The organism is Spirosoma oryzicola (assembly GCF_021233055.1).
Lineage (GTDB): Bacteria > Bacteroidota > Bacteroidia > Cytophagales > Spirosomataceae > Spirosoma > Spirosoma oryzicola.
The window spans coordinates 132,498-152,376 of the sequence record NZ_CP089543.1 but is presented as its reverse complement, the minus strand read 5'-3'; the positions used below and the strand labels follow the sequence as shown (position 1 = coordinate 152,376).

19 protein-coding genes are annotated in these 19,879 nt (G+C 54.4%); 5 read left to right on the top strand and 14 right to left on the bottom strand.

Annotation, left to right across the window (positions count from 1 at the left end; genetic code table 11):
* Nucleotides 1-24 precede the first annotated feature (24 nt).
* Nucleotides 25-291, top strand: a complete 267-nt coding sequence (locus LQ777_RS28510; protein ID WP_232563703.1) for an MDR/zinc-dependent alcohol dehydrogenase-like family protein — start codon at nt 25-27, stop codon at nt 289-291.
* A gap of 204 nt (nt 292-495) precedes the next feature.
* Here LQ777_RS28510 and LQ777_RS28505 read toward each other — a convergent pair whose 3' ends face one another.
* Nucleotides 496-1,407 (bottom strand): DMT family transporter, encoded by a 912-nt coding sequence (locus LQ777_RS28505; protein WP_232563702.1) that lies wholly within the window; start codon nt 1,405-1,407, stop codon nt 496-498.
* Nucleotides 1,408-1,528: 121 nt separating this feature from the next.
* Between LQ777_RS28505 and LQ777_RS28500 the strand changes: the two genes are divergently transcribed.
* On the top strand, nt 1,529-2,014 hold the full coding sequence (locus LQ777_RS28500) for an Lrp/AsnC family transcriptional regulator (RefSeq protein WP_232563701.1): 486 nt from the start codon (nt 1,529-1,531) through the stop codon (nt 2,012-2,014).
* 192 nt (nt 2,015-2,206) lie between these two features.
* On the opposite strand, the gene LQ777_RS28495 is transcribed toward LQ777_RS28500, so the two are convergent.
* The 11 genes from LQ777_RS28495 to LQ777_RS28445 form a co-directional block, all read right to left on the bottom strand.
* On the bottom strand, nt 2,207-3,115 hold the full coding sequence (locus LQ777_RS28495; RefSeq protein WP_232563700.1) for an NmrA family NAD(P)-binding protein: 909 nt from the start codon (nt 3,113-3,115) through the stop codon (nt 2,207-2,209).
* Between the two features lie 147 nt (nt 3,116-3,262).
* Nucleotides 3,263-4,021 carry an NADPH-dependent F420 reductase gene (locus tag LQ777_RS28490; protein ID WP_232563699.1) on the bottom strand — a complete coding sequence of 253 codons (759 nt, stop codon included), beginning with the start codon at nt 4,019-4,021 and terminating at the stop codon, nt 3,263-3,265.
* Nucleotides 4,022-4,144: 123 nt separating this feature from the next.
* A complete protein-coding gene (locus LQ777_RS28485) occupies nt 4,145-4,591 on the bottom strand; it encodes an organic hydroperoxide resistance protein (protein ID WP_232563698.1) in 447 nt (148 codons plus the stop codon).
* Nucleotides 4,592-4,635: 44 nt separating this feature from the next.
* On the bottom strand, nt 4,636-5,745 hold the full coding sequence (locus LQ777_RS28480; RefSeq protein ID WP_232563697.1) for an alkene reductase: 1,110 nt from the start codon (nt 5,743-5,745) through the stop codon (nt 4,636-4,638).
* 101 nt (nt 5,746-5,846) lie between these two features.
* The gene (locus LQ777_RS28475; protein ID WP_232563696.1) at nt 5,847-6,653 is read right to left on the bottom strand and encodes an NADPH-dependent F420 reductase; all 807 of its coding nucleotides are present in this window, start codon (nt 6,651-6,653) and stop codon (nt 5,847-5,849) included.
* Complete coding sequence (locus LQ777_RS28470; RefSeq protein WP_232563695.1) at nt 6,631-7,935, bottom strand: NtaA/DmoA family FMN-dependent monooxygenase; 1,305 nt, start codon at nt 7,933-7,935, stop codon at nt 6,631-6,633. Before LQ777_RS28470 ends, LQ777_RS28475 begins: the two co-directional genes overlap by 23 nt.
* Before the next feature lie 110 nt (nt 7,936-8,045).
* Entirely contained in the window at nt 8,046-8,342 is a 297-nt protein-coding gene (locus LQ777_RS28465; RefSeq protein WP_232563694.1) for an ArsR/SmtB family transcription factor, read from the bottom strand.
* 128 nt (nt 8,343-8,470) lie between these two features.
* The gene (locus LQ777_RS28460) at nt 8,471-9,907 is read right to left on the bottom strand and encodes a TolC family protein (protein WP_232563693.1); all 1,437 of its coding nucleotides are present in this window, start codon (nt 9,905-9,907) and stop codon (nt 8,471-8,473) included.
* A gap of 3 nt (nt 9,908-9,910) precedes the next feature.
* Nucleotides 9,911-13,084: an efflux RND transporter permease subunit gene (locus tag LQ777_RS28455; RefSeq protein WP_232563692.1), complete on the bottom strand. Its 3,174-nt coding sequence runs from the start codon at nt 13,082-13,084 to the stop codon at nt 9,911-9,913.
* A 12-nt stretch (nt 13,085-13,096) separates the two neighbouring features.
* A complete protein-coding gene (locus tag LQ777_RS28450) occupies nt 13,097-14,254 on the bottom strand; it encodes an efflux RND transporter periplasmic adaptor subunit (protein ID WP_232563691.1) in 1,158 nt (385 codons plus the stop codon).
* 274 nt (nt 14,255-14,528) lie between these two features.
* Nucleotides 14,529-14,804: an ArsR/SmtB family transcription factor gene (locus LQ777_RS28445; RefSeq protein WP_232563690.1), complete on the bottom strand. Its 276-nt coding sequence runs from the start codon at nt 14,802-14,804 to the stop codon at nt 14,529-14,531.
* A gap of 274 nt (nt 14,805-15,078) precedes the next feature.
* Here LQ777_RS28445 and LQ777_RS28440 point away from each other — a divergent pair, with 274 nt between their 5' ends.
* Nucleotides 15,079-16,479 carry a nitrilase-related carbon-nitrogen hydrolase gene (locus LQ777_RS28440; protein WP_232563689.1) on the top strand — a complete coding sequence of 467 codons (1,401 nt, stop codon included), beginning with the start codon at nt 15,079-15,081 and terminating at the stop codon, nt 16,477-16,479.
* Nucleotides 16,480-16,699: 220 nt separating this feature from the next.
* Here the strand turns inward: LQ777_RS28440 and LQ777_RS28435 are convergent, their stop codons facing one another.
* A complete protein-coding gene (locus LQ777_RS28435) occupies nt 16,700-17,056 on the bottom strand; it encodes a winged helix-turn-helix transcriptional regulator (protein WP_232563688.1) in 357 nt (118 codons plus the stop codon).
* Between the two features lie 98 nt (nt 17,057-17,154).
* Here LQ777_RS28435 and LQ777_RS28430 point away from each other — a divergent pair, with 98 nt between their 5' ends.
* Both LQ777_RS28430 and LQ777_RS28425 read left to right on the top strand, forming a co-directional pair.
* Nucleotides 17,155-18,066 carry an NmrA family NAD(P)-binding protein gene (locus tag LQ777_RS28430; protein WP_232563687.1) on the top strand — a complete coding sequence of 304 codons (912 nt, stop codon included), beginning with the start codon at nt 17,155-17,157 and terminating at the stop codon, nt 18,064-18,066.
* 336 nt (nt 18,067-18,402) lie between these two features.
* Entirely contained in the window at nt 18,403-19,017 is a 615-nt protein-coding gene (locus LQ777_RS28425; protein ID WP_232563686.1) for an ElyC/SanA/YdcF family protein, read from the top strand.
* A 459-nt stretch (nt 19,018-19,476) separates the two neighbouring features.
* On the opposite strand, the gene LQ777_RS28420 is transcribed toward LQ777_RS28425, so the two are convergent.
* Nucleotides 19,477-19,878 carry a helix-turn-helix domain-containing protein gene (locus tag LQ777_RS28420; RefSeq protein WP_232563685.1) on the bottom strand — a complete coding sequence of 134 codons (402 nt, stop codon included), beginning with the start codon at nt 19,876-19,878 and terminating at the stop codon, nt 19,477-19,479.
* Between the last annotated feature and the right edge of the window lies 1 nt (nt 19,879).

The window sequence follows — 19,879 nt, the reverse complement described above, 5'->3', positions numbered from 1 at the left end:
GACAACGGTCAATTGACGGAGGCCGTGCGGTCTATTTATCCGGAAGGCGTCGATAAAGTGGTGGAATTGGTTGGCAGCTCTACCTTACAGGCCTCGCTACGTTGTCTCAAACTCGGCAGTACCGGGTCTATGAGTGGGATGCTGGCCGAAAGCTGGTCGAGTCCTCAGTTTGTACCAATGGACTTTATTCCGGCTATGGGGCGGCTGACCACTTACAATAGCGGTCAGGTTACGAATCCGGCGATGGCGTTTCAACACTACATCCGGCAAGTTGAAGCGGGTCAAATCTGATTAGGGGCAGCGGAACATTTACCTTAGAGCAGATCGTGGTAGCGCATCACTTTATGGGAAGTGACCAGGGCGCGGGTAAACTGGTTGTACCGTCCTAACCCGGTTTATCACCCTAGTCACTAGATCGGTAGTCTAATCTCACATAAACGCTCCCTCCTGAGACGAATATCGATTTGAGGATTCGACGGAACTAAAGTTAAGTTGTTAGCCAGGATGGGAGTCTGGCGAACCCGACTGCTTGCTCAACAGAAAGATTGTCGAAATAATACAAAAACTGCCAAGCCATTCCGGACCCGTGAAGGAGAGCCCAAGCCACATCACCGCGATCAGAGCCGCGGAGAGGGGCTCGGCCGAGGCCAATAAACTAGCTCTCTGACCACCAATTAGCTTCACGGCTGACATATAGGCGTAAAAAGCTACCAACGTCCCAAAGACCACAATAAAGCCCATACCCAGATAGGTTTGTGTGTCCCAGGTTCCGCTGACCTGCCACGGTGCCCGGACTAGCGAGAAAACCAAACCGCCAAAAAACATGCCCCAGCCAATAACCAGCGAGGAGCTATACCTAGCTAAAAGACGGGCCGGTTGTAAGGTGTAAATGGCCAGCGTAACCGCCGACCCAAGCCCAAACAGCAAGGCTAAGCCCGAAATTGACAGGCTCATCATATCACCCCGGGTGACCAGCAGCACGGTGCCAAAGATCGCCAGCAATATTGCCCCTACTTCGGATCTTGTAGGCATACGTCTGGTTTTGATCGCCAGGTAAACCGCAATGAGAATTGGCCCTGAATATTGGAGCACCGTTGCCGTGGCCGCATTGGAATAGTTGATGGCGGCAAAGTACGTATACTGAACGGCCAGCATGCCGGCCAGACTAAAAACACCCAACTGCAGGGCGTCTTTTTTGTGCTTCCATATCGACAGCAGATTGGCCTTTTCAACCAACCCAGAAAAGCTCAACAGCAGAGCGCCCGATAGCAACATTCGCGTGGTGATTAGCCACTCCACATTGATATGCCGGTGCTCAAAGAGAAATTGTCCCACGGTGCCCGACACCCCCCAAAGTATGGCGGCCCCTATGGCTAAGCTAACCCCTTTTATCGTCTTTGATTCCATCGTATTGCGAAGTCAATGTGAAATAGCGTGCAAAATTCGCTTATAAGGTTTGCATCTTTTCCTCTATTTTTGACCCCTTTACGCAATTCTGACTCGTTGATTGTCTACCCGGCACCTAGATATGGAAGACCTTGATAAATTTGACCTGGCTATCCTGAGCGAATTACAGGCCGACAATATGAGGCCACAACGGGACATCGCCGAAACCATTGGTTTGTCAGCGGCTGCGGTCCAACGGCGGATCAAGCGACTGCGGGAGGAGAAGATCATCACAGCCGATACCTCTATACTTAATCGGGAGAAAGTAGGGGCGCTGGTGACGCTGCTGGTTGAAGTGAGTTTAAGTAGCGAACGAATCGACCATATCGAGGAGGCCAAGGCGCTCTTTGAGGGAACTCCAGAAGTGCAGCAATGCTACTATGTAACGGGGGATTACGATTTTTTATTAATCATTTTGACCCCTTCTATGGAGGCCTATGGGCGTCTGACGCAAAAGATTTTTTTCAGCCATACGAACGTAAAGTCTTTCAAAACCAGCGTTGCCATGTCACTCGTTAAAGTTGGTCTGCAGGTGCCCATTCCGTATTCTTCCCAGAGCCGCCACTAAACTTTCTTAGAAAAAGGCTCCTACCTGAGACGACAGCTGTTTATTTATCTGCTTCTCAAATGGGGCGTTATAAGAGACGATATACTAACAGTTACTCTACGATTAATAGTGGGCGCCCCCAAAAGAATAACTTGTCCTGATATAGGTCACTAATTTTCGCTTAAAATGGATAACTTATATCAGGACAAAATACTACGATTTTTTGGTGGCGGACTCCACTATGGCAGCCTTATGCTCCTCCAAAAATTCCCGAAGTGTTTTAGCCGGTCTTCCCAGCACGTACGGAATATCGTTCTGCACCATCGACATATACGACATTCTGCCATCGAGCATCTGCGTCACAAACTCAATGTTGGCGTTCGCGTACCAGCTCTCCCCGCCGTTGGCCACCACCTGCTCAATTACCCCTTTAAAGCCTTCGAGCCCTTTGTTTTCATACGTGATGTCGAGGCCGGTAACATCGCTCAACAGCTCCGCAATTTCCTGTCCGTTAAAGCTTTCTACGCTCAACCAATAATGTTGACCACCGTGACGCTGAGGCCCTTCGACAAGCGCTTTGGTGGCCATTGCCGCAATGTCGCTAGAGGCAATGTAGCCGATGCGACGGTCGTCCCAATAGCCGGTGTAGGTGAAGTTTTTGGGGATGTACAGGCCCGTAAATACTTCCATAAACATATTCGGGTGGAGGTGAGTCCAGGCAATGCCACTGGCCTCGATGTATTTTTCGATCATCTGGTGCCACGCAAAGTGCGCATCGGTCGTATCCCACTCCGCAAACACGCCTACGTGCACAATATGCTGGACGCCTGCTTTCTTGGCCGCATCTACCAGTGTTTTGCTCTGGGTGAGCATGGCCACCGTGTAGCCGGTTAGCAGAAACACCCGGTCCACCCCGGCCAGCGCCAGGGCGAAGGTTCTAGGGTCGTCCAGGTCCAGGTAGGTGCAGTCTTTGCCTTCGCGGGTAAGCTGGTCTACTACCACCTGTTTGCGCGAGGTGATGCGCACGTTAACCGCTTGACCTTCCAGGTCTTTAATAACTCGACGGCCGATAGTGCCGCTGGCGCCCAAGACTAAGACGGTTGGGTTTTGGTTATTTCCCATGTGAGGTTACTATGAATTTATAACATGTCAGGTCACTATGAATTTATAATAGGTCGGTGGGGCCGTGCGCGGCTACTAAGGCGCTAGGGCCGAGTCGGCCACTGTTTGCTTGGTTTGCGCTCCCGTCATGGCGGCCGGCTCCTGGCCCTAAACGCCCATGCCCAGCGAGCGGTTCAAGACCAGGAGGTCATCGCGCGTGGGGGGCATGTTGCGCTGCGTGAGCTGGGCCATAATCTGATCGCGCACCTGTGGGCCCTTGCCCGGCACGGCGGCGGCCAGCGCCTGGGTCAGCTCCGGGGCCGTGAGCTCGGTGCAGTAGGCCGGCGTACCGGGCTGCTGCCGCCACGAATCGGCCAATGAGCCCGCGTCTACCACGTCAAAGCCTGTAGCGCTGATGAGCTCGGCCACGCGCTGTTTGGCCTGCGCATCGTCGCCAGCTACCGAAATGGCGATGCGGCCGGACGTGCCGGGGGCATCGCTGCCCGCAACCAGCGTCTGGGACAGAATATTGTTGTAAGCTTTGATGATGGGGCGACCCAGCTGCTCGGCCACCCACACGCTTTCGACTTGCCCGTTTTCTAAGGCGTCGATTTTCCCGTCCCGTTGCGGGTAGTAGTTGCTGGTATCCGCCACCACTACCTCCGTGGGCAGGTCGCGCAGCAGGCCAGCGGGCAGCTTTGGAATGACATGCAAGGGGATGCTGACGAACACCAGGTCCACGTCCTGTACTACGTCTTGCAGGGTGGCGGGGCTAGCGCCCAGCTCCTTTGCTTTTTGAGCCAACTCGGCCGGCTGGCGGGTGTTGGTCACTTTCACCTGGTGGCCGGCAGCCATCAGCTTTTGCGCGAGGGTAGCCCCGATTGAACCGGTACCGATAATGCCAATATTCATAAAGAGAATGAGCAAGAGTGAAAAAAATGGGTAACATCAGCTCGCTAAACAGGCGGGCCCAGATGAACTAAGAACCTTACGCCCGGTCTAGGGTCGCTCTCGAGCAGGGCGCAAGGCTCGCTCTGCAAACGTGGCGGCCTAGGCGGCTACTACGGCATCGGTGGTGACGATGAGATTGACGTCGATGTTGCCGCGCGTGGCGCGCGAGTACGGGCACGTCTGGTGAGCCTGGGCCACGATTTCCTGGGCCTGGGCTTGGACTACGTCGGGCAGGTTCACGTGCAGAGCCACGCCAAGCGTTGGCAGATTATCCTCGTTCATGAAGAGTTCTACCCGAGCGTCGACGGAAATGTTGCCCACGCTTACTTTCGCCTGTCGGGCCGTATGAATGACGGCATTGCCGAAACAAGCCGCATAGCCAGCCGCAAACAGTTGCTCGGGATTCGTCGCGCCTTCTCGGGCGCGGCCACCCAGGGCGCGGGGCATGGTCAGCTCCAGGTTGAGTACGTTGTCAGTTGATTCAATACGGCCGTCGCGCCCGCCGATCGATTTGGCCTGCGCCGAGTGCATGATGTTCGTTGCCATTCTATTGGAAATAAGATGTTTTGCGTAAAAGTTGACAATCAGCCTTAATGAGGTACCGGTTCAGCTAAGGCCGGGTAGTCCGTGTAACCTTTAGGGCCGGGCGTGTACAAGGTCTCCTTGTCTGGTTTGGCCAGGGGCGTGTGTTGTGCAAAGCGCGCGACCAGATCGGGGTTAGCGATAAAGGGTTTGCCAAACGCCACCAGGTCAGCCTCCCCATCGGCCAGGATCGTATTGCCTTTCTCCTGGTCAAAGCCGTTGTTAATGATGAGCGTGCCCTGGTAGAGGGGGCGGTAGCGCCGGGCAATGTGGGATTCGGCAAGCGCATTCTGGCTCACGTCGGTGAACGGCTCCAGCAGGTGCAGGTAAGCCAAGCCGTAGTCATTAAGGCGCTGCACGATGTAATCAAACGTGGGCAGGGTTTCAGCGTCAACCGTGATACCGCCCAAGCCGTCGAGCGAGGGGTTGAGTCGCACGCCTACCTTGCTCAGGTCCACGTCCGCTGTCTGCATTGCCTCCAGCACCTCGAAGAGAAACCGGGCCCGGTTTTCCCGCGAACCGCCGTACTCGTCGGCGCGGGTGTTGGCGCATTGCGCAAAAAACTGGTGAAACAGGTAGGCGTTGGCGGCATGCAACTCCACCCCATCGAAGCCGGCGGCCAGCGCGTTTTGCGCGGCCTGCGCGAAGTCGGCCACCGTTTGCTTGATTTGCGCGACCGTCATGGCGGCCGGCGTCACCGTGGGTAGAAAGCCGCTAGGCGTATACACGTTGTCGTGGGCGTTAATGGCCGACGGGGCCAGCGGCAGGTTGCCGTTCAGCATGTCGGGGTGCGACAGCCGACCCACGTGCCAGAGCTGCGCAAAAAACAGATTGCCCTGCGCGTGTACCGCGTCGGTTATTTTTTTCCAGCCCGCCACCTGCGCTTGCGAGTAGATACCCGGCACGTTGATGTAGCCCACGGCCTGGGGGCTCACAAATGCGCCCTCCGAGATGAGCAGGCCCGCCGAGGCCCGCTGTGTGTAGTAGGTCACCATCAGGTCGGTAGGCACGTTGCCTTCGTTGTCGGCGCGGGCGCGGGTCATGGGCGCCAGCACCACGCGGTTTTTCAGGATGAGCTTATCGGAGTGATAAGGGGTCAGCAGCGGTTGCTCGCTCATACGTTTTAATAGGTTGACATGTCAGAATAATAGTCTGATTGTAAAGGCAGTAGCACTGCCCAGCGTGAACACAAAGTAACTACGCGGGGCACTGGGACCACCTACATTTTACCCTGCTGCTTGGCGCGGTTGCCAGCTACCACTTCCTGGCGGGTAGGCCAGGCTTCGCGTTGCATCAGCGCCGAGATAATTTCGTCGCGTATCTGCGGAGCCTTGCCGGGCACGGCGTTGGCCAGGGCCTGGGTTAGCTCCGGGGCCGTGAGCTCGGTGCAGTAGGCCGGGGTGCCGGGCTGCTGCCGCCAGGAGTCGGCCAGGGTGCCCCCGTCTACTACGTCAAAGCCAAGATCGTTGCAGAGGTCGGCCAGGACTTGCTTGGCCTGCTCGTCCTCGCCCGCAATGGAAAGGGCGATGCGGCCGGGCGTGCCGGGGGCGGTACCACCACTGGCAATTGTTTCGGCCAGCAGGTTGTTGAAGGCTTTGATGATGGATCGACCCAATTGCTCGGCCGCCAGTACACTCTCGGGCGTGCCCTGCTCCAGCGCGTCGATCTTCTCGTCCCGGAAGGGGTAGTAGTTGCCGGTGTCTACCACAATTACCTCGGGGGGCAACGACCGGAATAGGTCCTTGGGAAACTCGTCAAGTACCTTGAAGGGCACGGCGATAAAAACCAGGTCCACGTCTCGTACCACGTCTTGCAGGGTGGCAGGGCTAGCGCCCAGCTCCTTTGCTTTTTGAGCCAACTCGGCCGGCTGGCGGGTGTTGGTCACTTTCACCTGGTGGCCGAGAGCAGCCAGGTTTTTGGTGAGAGAGCCACCAACAGGGCCGGTGCCAATGATTCCAATCTTCATAGTCGTTACTTTACTGGTTAATTGATTGTGAAACGTTTCAGTCTTTATCAGGAAAGCCATTCTGGTAGGGCAAGCCTAAATGCTGCCGTAGTGTGGTGCCGCTGTACTCCGTACGCAACAGACCACGCTTTTGCAGAATCGGCACGACCTGCTCCACAAAATCGGTTAGCGATTCCAGACCCGAATCGGGCACTACGCAGAAGCCTTTTCCCACACCAGCCTCAAACCAGAGTTGGAACTTGTCGGCCACCTGCTCAGGCGTGCCTAAAAAAATGGGGTGGTAGTTGATGGGGCCGTGGGCCAACACTTGCCGAATGGTGAAACCCTTCATGGCCAGGTCGTAGGCGTAGGGCGAGCGTTGGTCGCGGGCATTAGGGCGAGCCCGCTGGAGCAAGGCGGCCGGAATGGGCGCGTCCAGGGGCAGCTCGGCTACCGGAATGCCCAACATGTGGCTCAGGTACTGCCGGCGGGAGGCCGGGTCGCCCATCTCGTCGAGTCTGGCCCGGCGTTGAAGCGCTTCCTGTTCCGAGGAAGCAATCGATACCCCGATGCCATTGTAGATGGTAAACTGATTCGGGTTGCGGCCGGCCTGGCGGATGCTGGCTGATAGCTCCCGCCAGAAGGCCTTGGCGTAATCGAGCGTGGGCGGGTTGCTGTACATGGCATCGGCTTTGGTGGCTGCAAACGCATAGCCGTACTGCCCCCCGCCGGCCGTGAATATCACCGGCTGGCCCTGGGGCGAGGGCGGTAGCAGAATCGGGCCTCGCGTGGTAACATACTTGCCTTCGAAGTTGATGGGTTGAATCTGGGCGGCATCGGCAAAAATACCCGCCTTGTCCAGTTTCAGGGCCCCCTCCGGCCAACTGCCCCACAGGCGTAGCACGGCTTCCCACACCTCCAGGGCACGGGCGTGCTTGTGACTATGATCGAGAACACCGGGGAAGTAGTTAAGCAGCACTTCCTGGGTGCCCGTAGTCACCACGTTCCAGCCTACGCGGCCCTTGCTCACCAGATCCAGCGAGCGCATGACCCGGGCAATGGTGTAGGGCTCGCTAAGGGAGGTGGACATGGTGGCTACCAGGCCCAGGCGCTCGGTGGCCTTGGCCATCAGAGCCATCAGCACCACCGGGTCGAGGCTGGCTTGTGGGGGCTGGTTGCGCAGGTCGACGTTGACACTGGGTACATCCGTCATAAATAAACCGTCGAGCTTCGCCTTTTCGGCTAATTGGGCTGCTTTGAGGTAGATGTCCTCGTTGATAAAGGCCCCGGCATCTTCGGTGGGCCACCGCCACCCACCCTGTTCGATGCCCTGGCCACTGGCCAGCTGTGCAATTAGGTGCATCTGCTTAGGTATAGCCATGGTAGTTACTCATTTATCTGGTTGTAGACGTTGTTTGCGCGATGGGGTGCAACGACACGTTTTCATAAACCATTACGTACGTATGTTTCATACTAGTTACTGATTCGGGGTAGTTGGCTGACGTTGAGCAAGTGTGGAAACTCATTCAGTTCTTGTAGCTTGACTGGATTAATGGATAGGTATATATGGCGGCCTTCTCTTTGGGAATCAACAAAGCCCGCATCCACCAGCGCTTTCACATGCTGCGACATAGTAGGCTGGCTGATGGGCACAAACGCGTATAAATCGGCGCATGCCAACCACTGCACCCGAGCCATTTCCTGTAGAATACGCAGGCGGTGCGGGTCACTGAGGGACTTGGCCAGTTTGACGAGTGACTGGGTTTCCATTGTCGTTGGTTTTAAGGTAGGCGCATTTGACTTTTCGGGCAACTACCGATGGCCCTGCTTAGGTCGGCTACGCCATACAACCCATTCGTGTAAGGATATTCCGGTCTGCTTGACGCGAGGCCGTTTAGCTACTGCCAGCCGCCACCCACGGCTCGGTACAGCTCCACGTTCGCTTCCAACTGGGTACGTTTCAGCGAAGCCAGTTCCAGTTCACTTTGCAGCGCATTACTTTGAGCCGTCAAGACTTCCAGGTAGGTAGCCAGGCCACTACGGAATAAGAGATTGGCATTGCTGGTGGCCTGGCGCAGGGCGCGGACACGGTCCGACGCTAAAGCTTGCTGGGTCTGCGTTTTGGTGATTTGACTCAACGCATTGGATACTTCGCCCACGGCAACCAGTACCTGCTGACGAAATTGAATGACCGTCCGCTCCCGGTCAATCCGGCTGAGCTCATACTGGGTGCGCAGCGCCCGGCGCTGGAGCAGCGGTTGGGTGATCCCCCCGGTCGCCAGCCCGAACAGGGAGGCCGGGATGCTGAACCAGTTACTGGCTTGGAAGGCGTTAAGCCCCCCCTGGGTCGTGATGGCCAGCGTCGGGTAAAGCTGCGCTTTGGTATACCCCACAGCTGCATTGGCTCGTTCCAGCGCCAGTTCGGCACTGCGTACATCGGGCCGCTGGCTCAAGAGCGCCGAGGGTACCCCAGCCGCGGCTATCATCGGCACCTCCATCGCCAGCAGGTTACCCGAGCGCCGGACATCGCCCGGCAACCGTCCCACCAGTGTGCTCAGGGCATGTTCCTGCACGGTAATGGCCTGCTCATAAGCCGGAATCAAACCAGCCGCGGTCAGCCGCTGGGCCTCGATCTGCTGGACGGCCAGGGACGTCACCTGGCCGGCGGTAAATTGAAGTTGAGTAATCGCTAATGTACTGTCCGTAAGCGCCGCATTACGCCGGGCTACGGCTAGTTGGGTGTCCAGCATCAGCAGGTTATAATACCCTTCTGCTACCTGGGCCACTACCTGGGTTTGCACCGCTTTGCGGGCCTCCTGGCTTTGCAGGTAAGCCGCCAGGGCCTCTGCCTTGCGGCTGCGTATTTTGCCCCAAATGTCGGCTTCCCAGCTCACGACCGCGGCCAGATTGTAGTCTTCGAGGTGATTGACCCCCAGGAACTGACGGTAAGAAATGCCGTTCAGACTGTTGGCTGAGGGCCGGTTGGTGGTCACGCCAGCCTGCAGGGTCACGGCCGGCACATTGCCCAACCGCGCTTGCCGGAGAGCAACCTGCGCAGACGTAATGTTTTGGATGGCTAGCTGTAGGTCGTTGTTGCGCACCGTAGCGCTATCCAGCAGTTGTTGCAGGGCTGGCTCGGTGAAGAAGCTCCGCCACGGCAAGCCTGCCACGGAACTCGTATCGGCGTTGGGAGCCGTGCGGTAGGTAGCGGGTAGCCCCAGCGTCGGCATCGGCACGTCTTTCGACACTTTGCAGGCCGAAACCAGTAGCAGGCAAGCCAGCCCTAGGAGCCCTAGGGTGGGGCGGTGCCAGCGCGTTTTTTGGGTAGTCGTCATGGATTAGTTAATCGGTTCGGGTTCGGGTACCGGGGTCGGGTGAGCCGTGACCGGGTGAGAAGTACCGCTAATTCGCTCATGCAGGCGTTGAAAAATCACGAATAGCACCGGGATGAGAAACAGGCCAAGCAAAACGCCCGTGACCATGCCCCCGGCCGCGCCGATGCTGATCGAATGGTTGCCCTGCGCCGATGGGCCTTGTACGTTCATCATGGGCAGCATCCCCGCCACGAAGGCCAGCGAGGTCATCAGGATGGGCCGCAGGCGCGAGGCCGAGGCATTGAGCGCGGCCTGCACCAACGGTTCGCCCGCGTGGCGACGCTGCAAGGCAAATTCCACAATCAGGATGGCGTTCTTGGCCAGCAGGCCAATGAGCATAATCAGGGCCACCTGCACGTAGATGTTGTTGGTAATGCCCGCAAGACCAATGGCCGCGAACACCCCCAAAATGCCCGTCGGCAGCGAGAGTAGCACCGCAAAGGGCAGAATGTAGCTCTCGTACTGGGCCGCCAGCAGGAAGTACACAAACACAATACACATCAAAAAGACGACGGTTGACTGGTTGCCCGAGGAGATTTCCTCGTGGGTCAGGCCCGAAAACTCGTAGGTGTAGCCCGCGGGTAAGTACGTCTCGGCCACCCGTTCCACGGCCTTAATGGCATCGCCGGAGCTGTAGCCCGGCTTTGGGGTCGCGTTGATGGTCAGCGCGTTGAAGAGGTTGTAGCGCGAGGCCGTTTCTGGGCCGAACACCCGCTTGAAACGCACCAGCGTAGCCAGGGGCACCATCTCGCCCCGGTTGTTTTTCACGAACGCGCCGTTGAGGGCCGTCAGGTCGGCGCGACTGGCCTTGTCGGCCTGCACCACCACCCGGTAGTACTTGCCAAAGCGGTTGAAGTCGGTGGCCTGGGCGCTGCCGAAGTAAGCCTGCATGGTTTGCAGCGCATCTTTCACGCCTACGCCCAGCTGGGCGGCTTTTACTTCGTCTACTTCTGCTTCCAGTTGCGGGTAGTCAGCCCGGAACGAGGTAAAGGCCACGCCAATAGCCGGCTGCTTCATCAGCTCGCCGATAAAGGCCTGCCCGACCTGGCCCAGCTTGGGCAACTCACCGCCGGTGCGGTCCTGCAACACCACTTCCAGGCCTTCTACGTTGCCGAAGCCCGGCACGGTAGGCGTAGTAAATACAAAGATGTCCGCCCCCTTAATGGTGGTCATTTTCTCGCGTATAATGGCCATGATGCCCTCAATGTCCTTTTCCGCCCCGCGGTCTTTAATGGGCCGCAGGCGCGCAAATAGCGTGATGGACGAGGGGCTGTTGGCCGACGCCAGGATGTTGAAGCCGGCCATCATGTTGATGACCTCAATAGCCGGCAGAGGGATTAACTGCGCTTCGATTTGCTGGGCAATCTGCTCGGTGCGGTGCAGCGATGCACCAGCCGGCAGGGTCACGGCCACGGCCACGAAGCTCTGGTCTTCATTCGGAATAAAGCCGGAAGGCGTGCGCTTGGCCAGCCAGCCGGTGAGGGCTATAACCAGCACCAGGCCGCTGAGGCCCACCCACTTGTGGCGCACCAGAAACTTAATGCTGCCCACGTAGCGGGCAGTCAGCCGCTCGAAGCTACGGTTGAAGCCCGCAAAAAAGCGGGTTTTAACCGTGCTCGGTGCCGCGTGCTCGTGCGGGGTGTGCCTGAGGAACAGGGCTGCCAGCGCGGGGCTCAACGTTAAGGCGTTGACGGCCGAAATAAGGATGGCAATGGCCATTGTGAAGGCAAACTGGCGGTAGAATACCCCCGTCGGGCCATCCAGCAAGCCCACCGGCAGAAACACGGCTGCCATGACCAGGGTAATAGAAATAATGGCCCCGGTAATCTCCTGCATGGCCTTCCTGGTAGCTGTTTTTACCGAGTGGGTGCCTTCCTCCAGCTTACTGTGCACGGCCTCCACCACCACAATGGCGTCATCGACCACGATGCCGATGGCCAGCACCAGGGCAAAGAGCGTCAGCAGGTTGATGGTAAAGCCCACCAGCTGCATGAAGAAGAACGTGCCCACGATGGCCACCGGCACGGCAATGGCGGGAATGAGCGTCGAGCGAAAATCCTGTAAGAAGAGGAACACGACGATAAACACCAGGACAAAGGCCTCCAGGAGCGTGTGCTCAACCTGCTCGATGGACAAGTCCAGCGCTTCCTTGGTACTGAGCAGGGTTAGCTGCCTGACCCCTTTCGGCAGGTCCTTTTCCAGCTTCTTCATGACCTTGCCCGCGGCAATTTGCACCTCGTTGGCGTTGGAGCCCGCCGACTGGAAGATGGCCACGTTCATACCGGGCTTGCCCGAAATCCGCACGGAGGTGTTGTAGGTCGTCGAGCCAAATTCTACCCGCGCCACGTCCTTAAGGCGCAGCATTGAGCCGTCGGCGTTGGCCCGAATAATCATGTTTTCGTAGTCCGTGGGCTTGTTGCGCTTGCCCTTGTATTTGATGACGTACTCAAATGATTCTTGGCTGCTCTCGCCCAGGCGGCCGGGGGCGGCCTCCAGGTTTTTGTCCTGAATGGCGGCCATCACCTCGGCCGGCGTGAGACCGTAGCTAGCCAGCTGGGCCGGGTTCAGCCAGACGCGCATGGCGTAGGCCTTGTTGCCCCCGAATACGGCGGCTGAGCCCACGCCCGGAATGCGTTTGAGCTCTGGTATCAGGTTGATTTGCGCGTAGTTGTCCAGGAAGGTCTGATCGTACTTCTTGGGGTCATCCGAGTAGAGCTCCACAATCATCGCCAGGCTATTCTGCTGCTTGGCCACCGTTACGCCCTGCTGCACCACCTCACTGGGCAGCTGGCTGGTGGCCTGGGCCACCCGGTTCTGCACGTTCACGGCAGCCTGGTCGGGATCGGTACCTAGGGTGAAGCTCACCTGAATGACAAGCGTGCCATCGTTGCTGGCCGTCGACTTCAGGTACATCATGTTCTCGACGCCGTTAATGGCTTCTTCCAGCGAGGGCGCCACCGAGCGCAGCAGCGTTTCGGCGTTGGCGCCGGGGTAGAGCGCCGTGACCTGCACCGTGGGGGGCGCAATGTCGGGGAACTGCTGAATCGGCAGCTTCCACAAGGCCAGCGCTCCCACAATCACCAGCAAGATGGAGATGACGGTGGCCAGCACGGGCCGTTCAATGAATACGGTAAACATGAGGGGAAACGATTAATTCTGAACAGATTGGACGGCTACCCTGCCCGCCACGGCGGCATTGGGTTTAGGCCCCTGAGTCGGTTGGATGAGTTGACCTTCCTGCAAGTGGTCAATGCCTTGCAGCACGATGCGGTCGCCGTCTTTTACGCCCTCGCTCACCAGGTAGTTGGCCCCGCTCTTGCCCTGAATGGTGATGGCTTGGCGGCTGACGCGGTTGCTGTCGCCCACCGCGTACACAAATACGCGGTCCTGCAGCTCTACGGTGGCGGCAGTGGGTACCAGCAGCACGTTGGGGTGCGCCAGGGCCAGCCGAATGGTGCCCGTGTTGCCCGAGCGCAGCAGTCCATTGGCGTTGGGGAAGGTGGCGCGCAGCGTCACGGCCCCCGTCGTCTTATCAAACTGCCCGTCCACCATATCTACTTTCCCCCGTACCGGGAACATACTTTGGTCAGCCAGTACCAGGGCCACCGGGGGCACGTGGGCCAGCTTTTGGGGAAGTGTTTGCCCGGCGTATTGTTTGCGAAAGGAGAGAAAATCATCTTCTCCCAGCGAGAAGTAGGTGTGTATTTGGTGTACGTCAGAGAGCTGGGTTAGGGCTTGGGCATCAGTAGGTCCTATCAGGCTGCCCTGCTTGATTAGCAAGCGCCCCAGGTAGCCGCTAACGGGGGCTTTAATGAGTGTATAACCCAGGTTGATGCGGGCGCTACTGACCTCGGCTTCGGCGCGCTGCAGGTTGGCCTTTGCCACCGTCAGGGCCGCCTGTGCCGTTTTTAGCTGAATATCGGAGACGACTTTATTCTGCACCAGGGGCGCAAATTTATCGACCTCCAATTGGGCACTAACCAGAGCGCCTTCTGCTGCATATTGGGCGGCCAGCGCCGTATTCAACCGCTCTCGGTAGGGGGCATCGTTGATCTTGAACAGGGGCTGTCCCTGCCGCACGGCGGCTCCTTCGTCGACCAGAATACGGTCGAGTATTCCGGCGATCTGAGGCCTGATTTCGACATTAACGATCCCTTCAATGGCCACAGGATAGTCCTGATAGGTAGTTTGGGTGCTGGTTTGCACGGTGGCTACGGGTAAAGCCGGGGGCGCTGCCTGCTCGGAAGTTGGCTGCTCGGCGCAACTGGCTAGCAAACAGCAGCCAGCCAGCAATGTGCCTAGTTTCATAAGCCAGGGCTCACGCAGTTGGCTTGGCAAATGTGGTTGTCCGGATTTGCCGGGGTGAACCGGTGACGGTGTTAGTAAATTAAACACATTAATAGATAATTATACACTTATGTAATTGAACAAAGAAGCTTGGATTGGCTCGCAACGGACTGTATTCGCTAAAAGGCCTTCTTAACGTGTGCTTAATGAATGAGTCAATAAATACATACACATATAATTAAGTGTTTATGTATTTAGTAACAGAAAACCATTATCGTCTTCCGGTCAGCATAGCCTAGGTTATTTTTAAGGACTGTAGGAAACTTTCCAACTCCTGCAGCTTAGCTGGATTAATCGATATAAATTTATTACGGCCTTCCTTATGCGACTCGATCAAACCGGCATCCGAAAGCGCTTTCAAATGTTGGGACATAGACGGTTGGCTGATCGGAACGGCCTCAAACAAATCGGCACACCCCCGGTTTGTCCCTTTGGCAATTTCCTTGAGGAGCTGCAGGCGGTGCGGATCGCTGAGGGATTTAGCCATTTTAACGAGGGATTTGGTATCCATTATCGGTCAAAGATTTAATACATGCGCATTGGCTTATGTATTCTCAACCGGTTCAGCGCTGAGTTGGTTCCCGTTTGTAGCGCTAACTCAGCGTTGAACCGACTAGTTACCCCTGGACGCGTTATAAAATTAATTTACGTCAGGTCCAGGTATAGGTAAACTCATAAATGCCCAGTGAATTATACAAACGAATAATAAACGTGCCTTGGGACACCTTTGGATAAAGCTCAATAAACAAACTATTTGTGCCGCTCTGCTTCTGGCAACTTCTGCTTTGGCATGGTACTTTGGTAACGCCCTGACCGGAAACTATTGGTATCTGGTCTGGCTAGCGCCGACTCCTCTTTTAGGTCTGGCATACTACCGCTCCCCAAGAACCAGTTTTTGGTTGGCTTTCGCAGCCTGTTTACTGGGAAGACTGAGTTGGCTAACTTATTTACAAACCGTCGTTTCGATCATTCCGGCCCTGCTGCTTACTCTGGCACTGGCCTATGTATTTGCCCGCATCATTGTTTGGTCAACTACCATCACCCACCATCTTGATTCCTGGTACACTGTTTTCACCTACCCGGTCTTAATGACTAGCTTCGAATACTTGGTCGGGACGTTTTCACCCGACGGAACGGCGACCAGCATAGCCTATACCCAAGCGGATATGGTACCGCTGATTCAGATTGCATCGGTAACAGGTAGTTTGGGCATTACGTTTTTGGTCAGCTTTTTCCCCGCCCTAATCGCCCTGGGTTGTTGGGCTTATCAACGAAACCGGCACTGGATTTCCTACTTAGTGAGTAGTGCCTTCTTGGTGTATGGCCTGTCGTTTCTCTATAGTTGGTATCGTATCAGTGGCCAAAAGCCTTTATCGGGCTTCAAAGTGGGATTAGTGGCCTTGGAAGAGAGTAGACATCACAAAGCCCAGCAGGCTACTGCTGGCCAACTTAAGCGTCTTCTTGATGATTATTCACAAGCTATTTCGTCAGCTGTCGCACAAGGCGCAACCGTTGTTGTGCTTCCAGAAACGGCTATCCGATTAAGCCTAGACACGTATCAACCAGTCATAGCTTCCCTCAAGCGGACTGCCCACCGTTATGAGGTCGATCTGGTGGATGGACTCGCTGATTTCAGTCAACCCCAGGCCCGCAATTCGGCATTGGTTATTAATGGGAAGGGGGAAATCGTCGCTGACTATACTAAAAACCATCTGGTGAGAGGCTTTGAGGGTCACTTCACCGCCGGTGACCAAGTAGGCCTGTTTAAGCTGGCTGGTCAGAAAGCGGGTGTTGCTATTTGTAAAGACCTTGATTTTCCTGGCACGATGCGCCGGTACGGCAACGAGCCGATTACTAGCTTATTTGTACCCGCCAATGATTTTGTCGTTGACGCTTGGCTGCATTCCCGCATGGCGTTAGTACGGGGAGTTGAAAATGGCTTCTCCCTGGTAAGAACCCCCCGGCAAGGCCGTCTGTTGGTTAGCGATGGGTTAGGTCATGTTTTATACGAAGCCAATACCTCAGCCGGTAACAAAGCGGTTTTGATCGGCAGCATACCCGCTTCTCCAATAAGCAGTTTCTATACCAAGACTGGGAACTGGTTTGGTCTAGTTAATCTATTGTTGGCTGCTTACTGGCTCTGGCGGACAAGGGTTGTCAGGAAATCCATACTGGCTTTGAGCTGATCAGTTATACGGCAGTGGTAAGAAGCGGCTGTCCATTTTCCTTTCAAAGTTCTCAATTCTCATTTAAACGCTCCTGATAGAGGCAACGAAGCGTTCATGTGACTGATCTGGAAATGGGAAAGAAGTGCCTGCAACCTACATTTATTACTGCTTTGCTACGTATCGCAACATCAGCCCGAGTGTAAAGCGCTCATGAAATTAAACAGCGCTACGCCGAACGTTAATCGCTACCAACAATTTTCTCCCGGTGTCTTTCCCCCCACTTACACATGGTTGTAACTACATCCGACAGGGTCTTACTATAGTCAGTAAGCGCATAATCAACCGTAACAGGTTTGGTATGGCAAACCGTGCGGCTGATCAGTCCATTCATTTCTAGTTCTTGTAGCTCTTTCGACAAAATTCGAGGACTAATACCAACCTCTCTCGAGAGTTGATTGAACCTCTTTTTCCCATCGATAAGAACAAATATCAAGACTAATTTCCATTTACCTCCGACTACATCCAAGGTATCCTGTATGGATAATCTTGCCTTTTTGTACGGCGTTTCCGTCTGATTTTCTGAAGCCCCTCTCACCCTAGTATCCTTTATGTAACTACTATCCTTTGTGTAACAGGTTGCAAATGTATAGTATTGGCTCGCTAGTTTTGTCCTATAAGTCAACCTTTACTGTTATGAAAAATAATCCTGCCTCAACTGGTAGCGGAAGTGAAAGAGCCAAAGTATTGATTATTGGTGCTACGGGGCGAGTAGGGTCACAGGTTGTTGAAGAACTCGACAGGAATAGTGATTCGATTACCGTCCGTCTTTCTACAACTGATCAGAAAAAAGCCAATCAATGGCAGCAGCAAGGTTGGGATTCAGTAGTTCTGGACTTGGACAAACCGGAAACTTTTGCCGATGCGCTGGATGGTATTGACAGAATATTTCTGTTGACTGGTTATACCGTAGACATGCTTCGTCAAAGCAAACTGCTAGTCGATGCTGCCTCAAAAGCGGGCGTGAGTCATATCGTTCATCTGGGCGTATTTACTTCCCGTCACGACCTAATCCCTCACTTCATGTGGCACGATATGGTTGAAACATACATCGAAGCCAGTGGAATGGCCTGGACGCATCTTCATCCGAACGTGATTGCAGATACTTCATTAGCGGTAGATCCACCTATCACCGAAATAGGTTCGTTCACAGTCTATTGGGGTGATGCGCCACAAGGATGGGTCTTTGCGTCAGATATTGCCGCTGTAGCCGCTACAGTGTTGCGTGAAGGCCCCAAAAAACGCGGCGGAGCCAACTACTATTTAAGTACTGAAGTATTGACCGGACCTCAAGTAGCGGCTATCCTGTCAAAAGCATCTGGAAAAGAAATTACCTGCAATGTTCTCAATCCAGACGACCAGAAAGCGATAATTGAGCAAATTCCATCTGTATTGGTAAAAGCGTATATGGAAAGCGCTTACATAACGATGCAATTAGCAAAAAGTGGACAAATGGAAGCGCAGACAATTGTCAAAGACGACGTTTTAACGGTCGTAGGTCGCCCTGGTTTGACGATGGAAGAATGGGCACGGCTGAACCTTGTTTAGCGATTCTAAGTCAGATACTATTGTCACCTGATTTATTTTATATAAATCAGGTGACAATTATTTTTAGAGCAGTAATGATTGCATACGGCCAACTGGCGTTGCCAGGTATTCAATAATGACATCTCATAAAATGCTCCGTTATGGGACAATAATTCTTGTCTAGAATCGCTGATCGGCGACTACATTTTTATAAAATGCTAGTGTTTAGAAAAAGTAGGCCAATAGTTTACCTACCTTAGTCTTTTGCCAAAATTGAGCGGTCTACCTCCGAAAACTAGCCCCTGCCAACCCGTGAATCCTAATCGAGAGGTTCCAAGACTTCCTCAGCCACCTTCGATGAGTCAGACCCTGATTGATGAATTAACCAGTCTCTGTTTTTATCGACAAGACCTAGTAGAGCCCGTGGACTTCCTGTTCGTCTTTGGTTCCAACGTCTTCCAGCACCAGTTAGCACAACTCATTAACCAGGCAATTGAGACGACTGGGGTCAAGCTCATTCTGATCACCGGTGGTGTGGCTCGCTACAACGATCTGCGAATTGATTCAGTAGCCGAGTCCGAACGTATCTTAGCCGCCATCAAGTATAGAGATCGGACCGATCTGCGCTTCATCTTAGAAACCATATCGACTAATACCTTAGAAAATGTAGTAGAAGCCCGGAAAGCGTATAATTTTCAAGTATCCAAGCAAATGTTATTCATAGCCCATTCCTACGCTACCATGCGGTCCTATCTGTTTCATGCACAAGGCGAGATCACGGGTTGGCCATTGGTGCTACCATCTGAGGTAGAGGGGTATGGAGTTAGTCAGGCCGACTGGCATAAATCGGCGAAAGGCCGAGCCCTAGTATGGGGTGAGTATTTACGCTTTGAGGCCTACGGTCGCAGGGGTGATTTTCCTATTCAAGCGGTTGAACACACACTCCGTAAAATTCAGTTACTAGTAGCCTAAAAGGGGGCTGCGATTCGCTATTGTTGATGTTCCAGGAGTTTATTATGTATCGTAAAACGCTCTCAGTCTGAGATGAAACAGGTATAAAAATTAGCTGTATGCAACCCCGTTTAGAGGAGCAAAGCTACTGTAGGCACCAGTATAGCCGTTGGCTGCTACCGTAGGGCGATGAGACTAGGCTGAGTTTCTATAAAACAGGCGGGGTCGCCCCTACGATGAAACTGTTTCTGTCAGCATAAGTCATATTTGCCCCTCTTTAGCCTACTTCCTCTTCAACGGTAGCGAACTATATCAATCACTTGGCATAAAGTAATGGGTTGGATCGGCCTATTATACAGGTTCAAATGAGGTCTTTATTATTCTGATCGTTAAGGGATAGTAGTAGGATTTACCCCTGATCACCCTAACTGTATTGATTAAGACGACCAACACAGTAAATAAAGCTACTAGCTGAGGCAATCAGGCTAAAAATAAGCAGGGCAGTAAAAGGGCCAACATGCTTAGCTGAAAATTGATCACATCGGCTCCATGGTACTTAATGTCCCGATCATGCTCTTTTTCGAAAAACCAGGTCAGAAAAGCCGGCAATAAAAATAAGCCACTTAAATGCAGCCATACTAACATAGCCTTACCCTGACGGGGATTTTGCTGATCATTTCCCGATGGGTTCGAATCGATTAGCTCTGACTCCTCAATATGTAATGCTTTTGCAATTATTTTGAGTGTATAGCTACGAGGAATTACCTCTTCATTCTCGATTCGTTGAACAGTTCTCAGGTTAATGTTTGCTTCCAGGGCCAGTTCTTGTTGTGTCATTCCCTGTTTAAGCCTAATTTCTTTAATTTTTTGTCCAGTTGACATA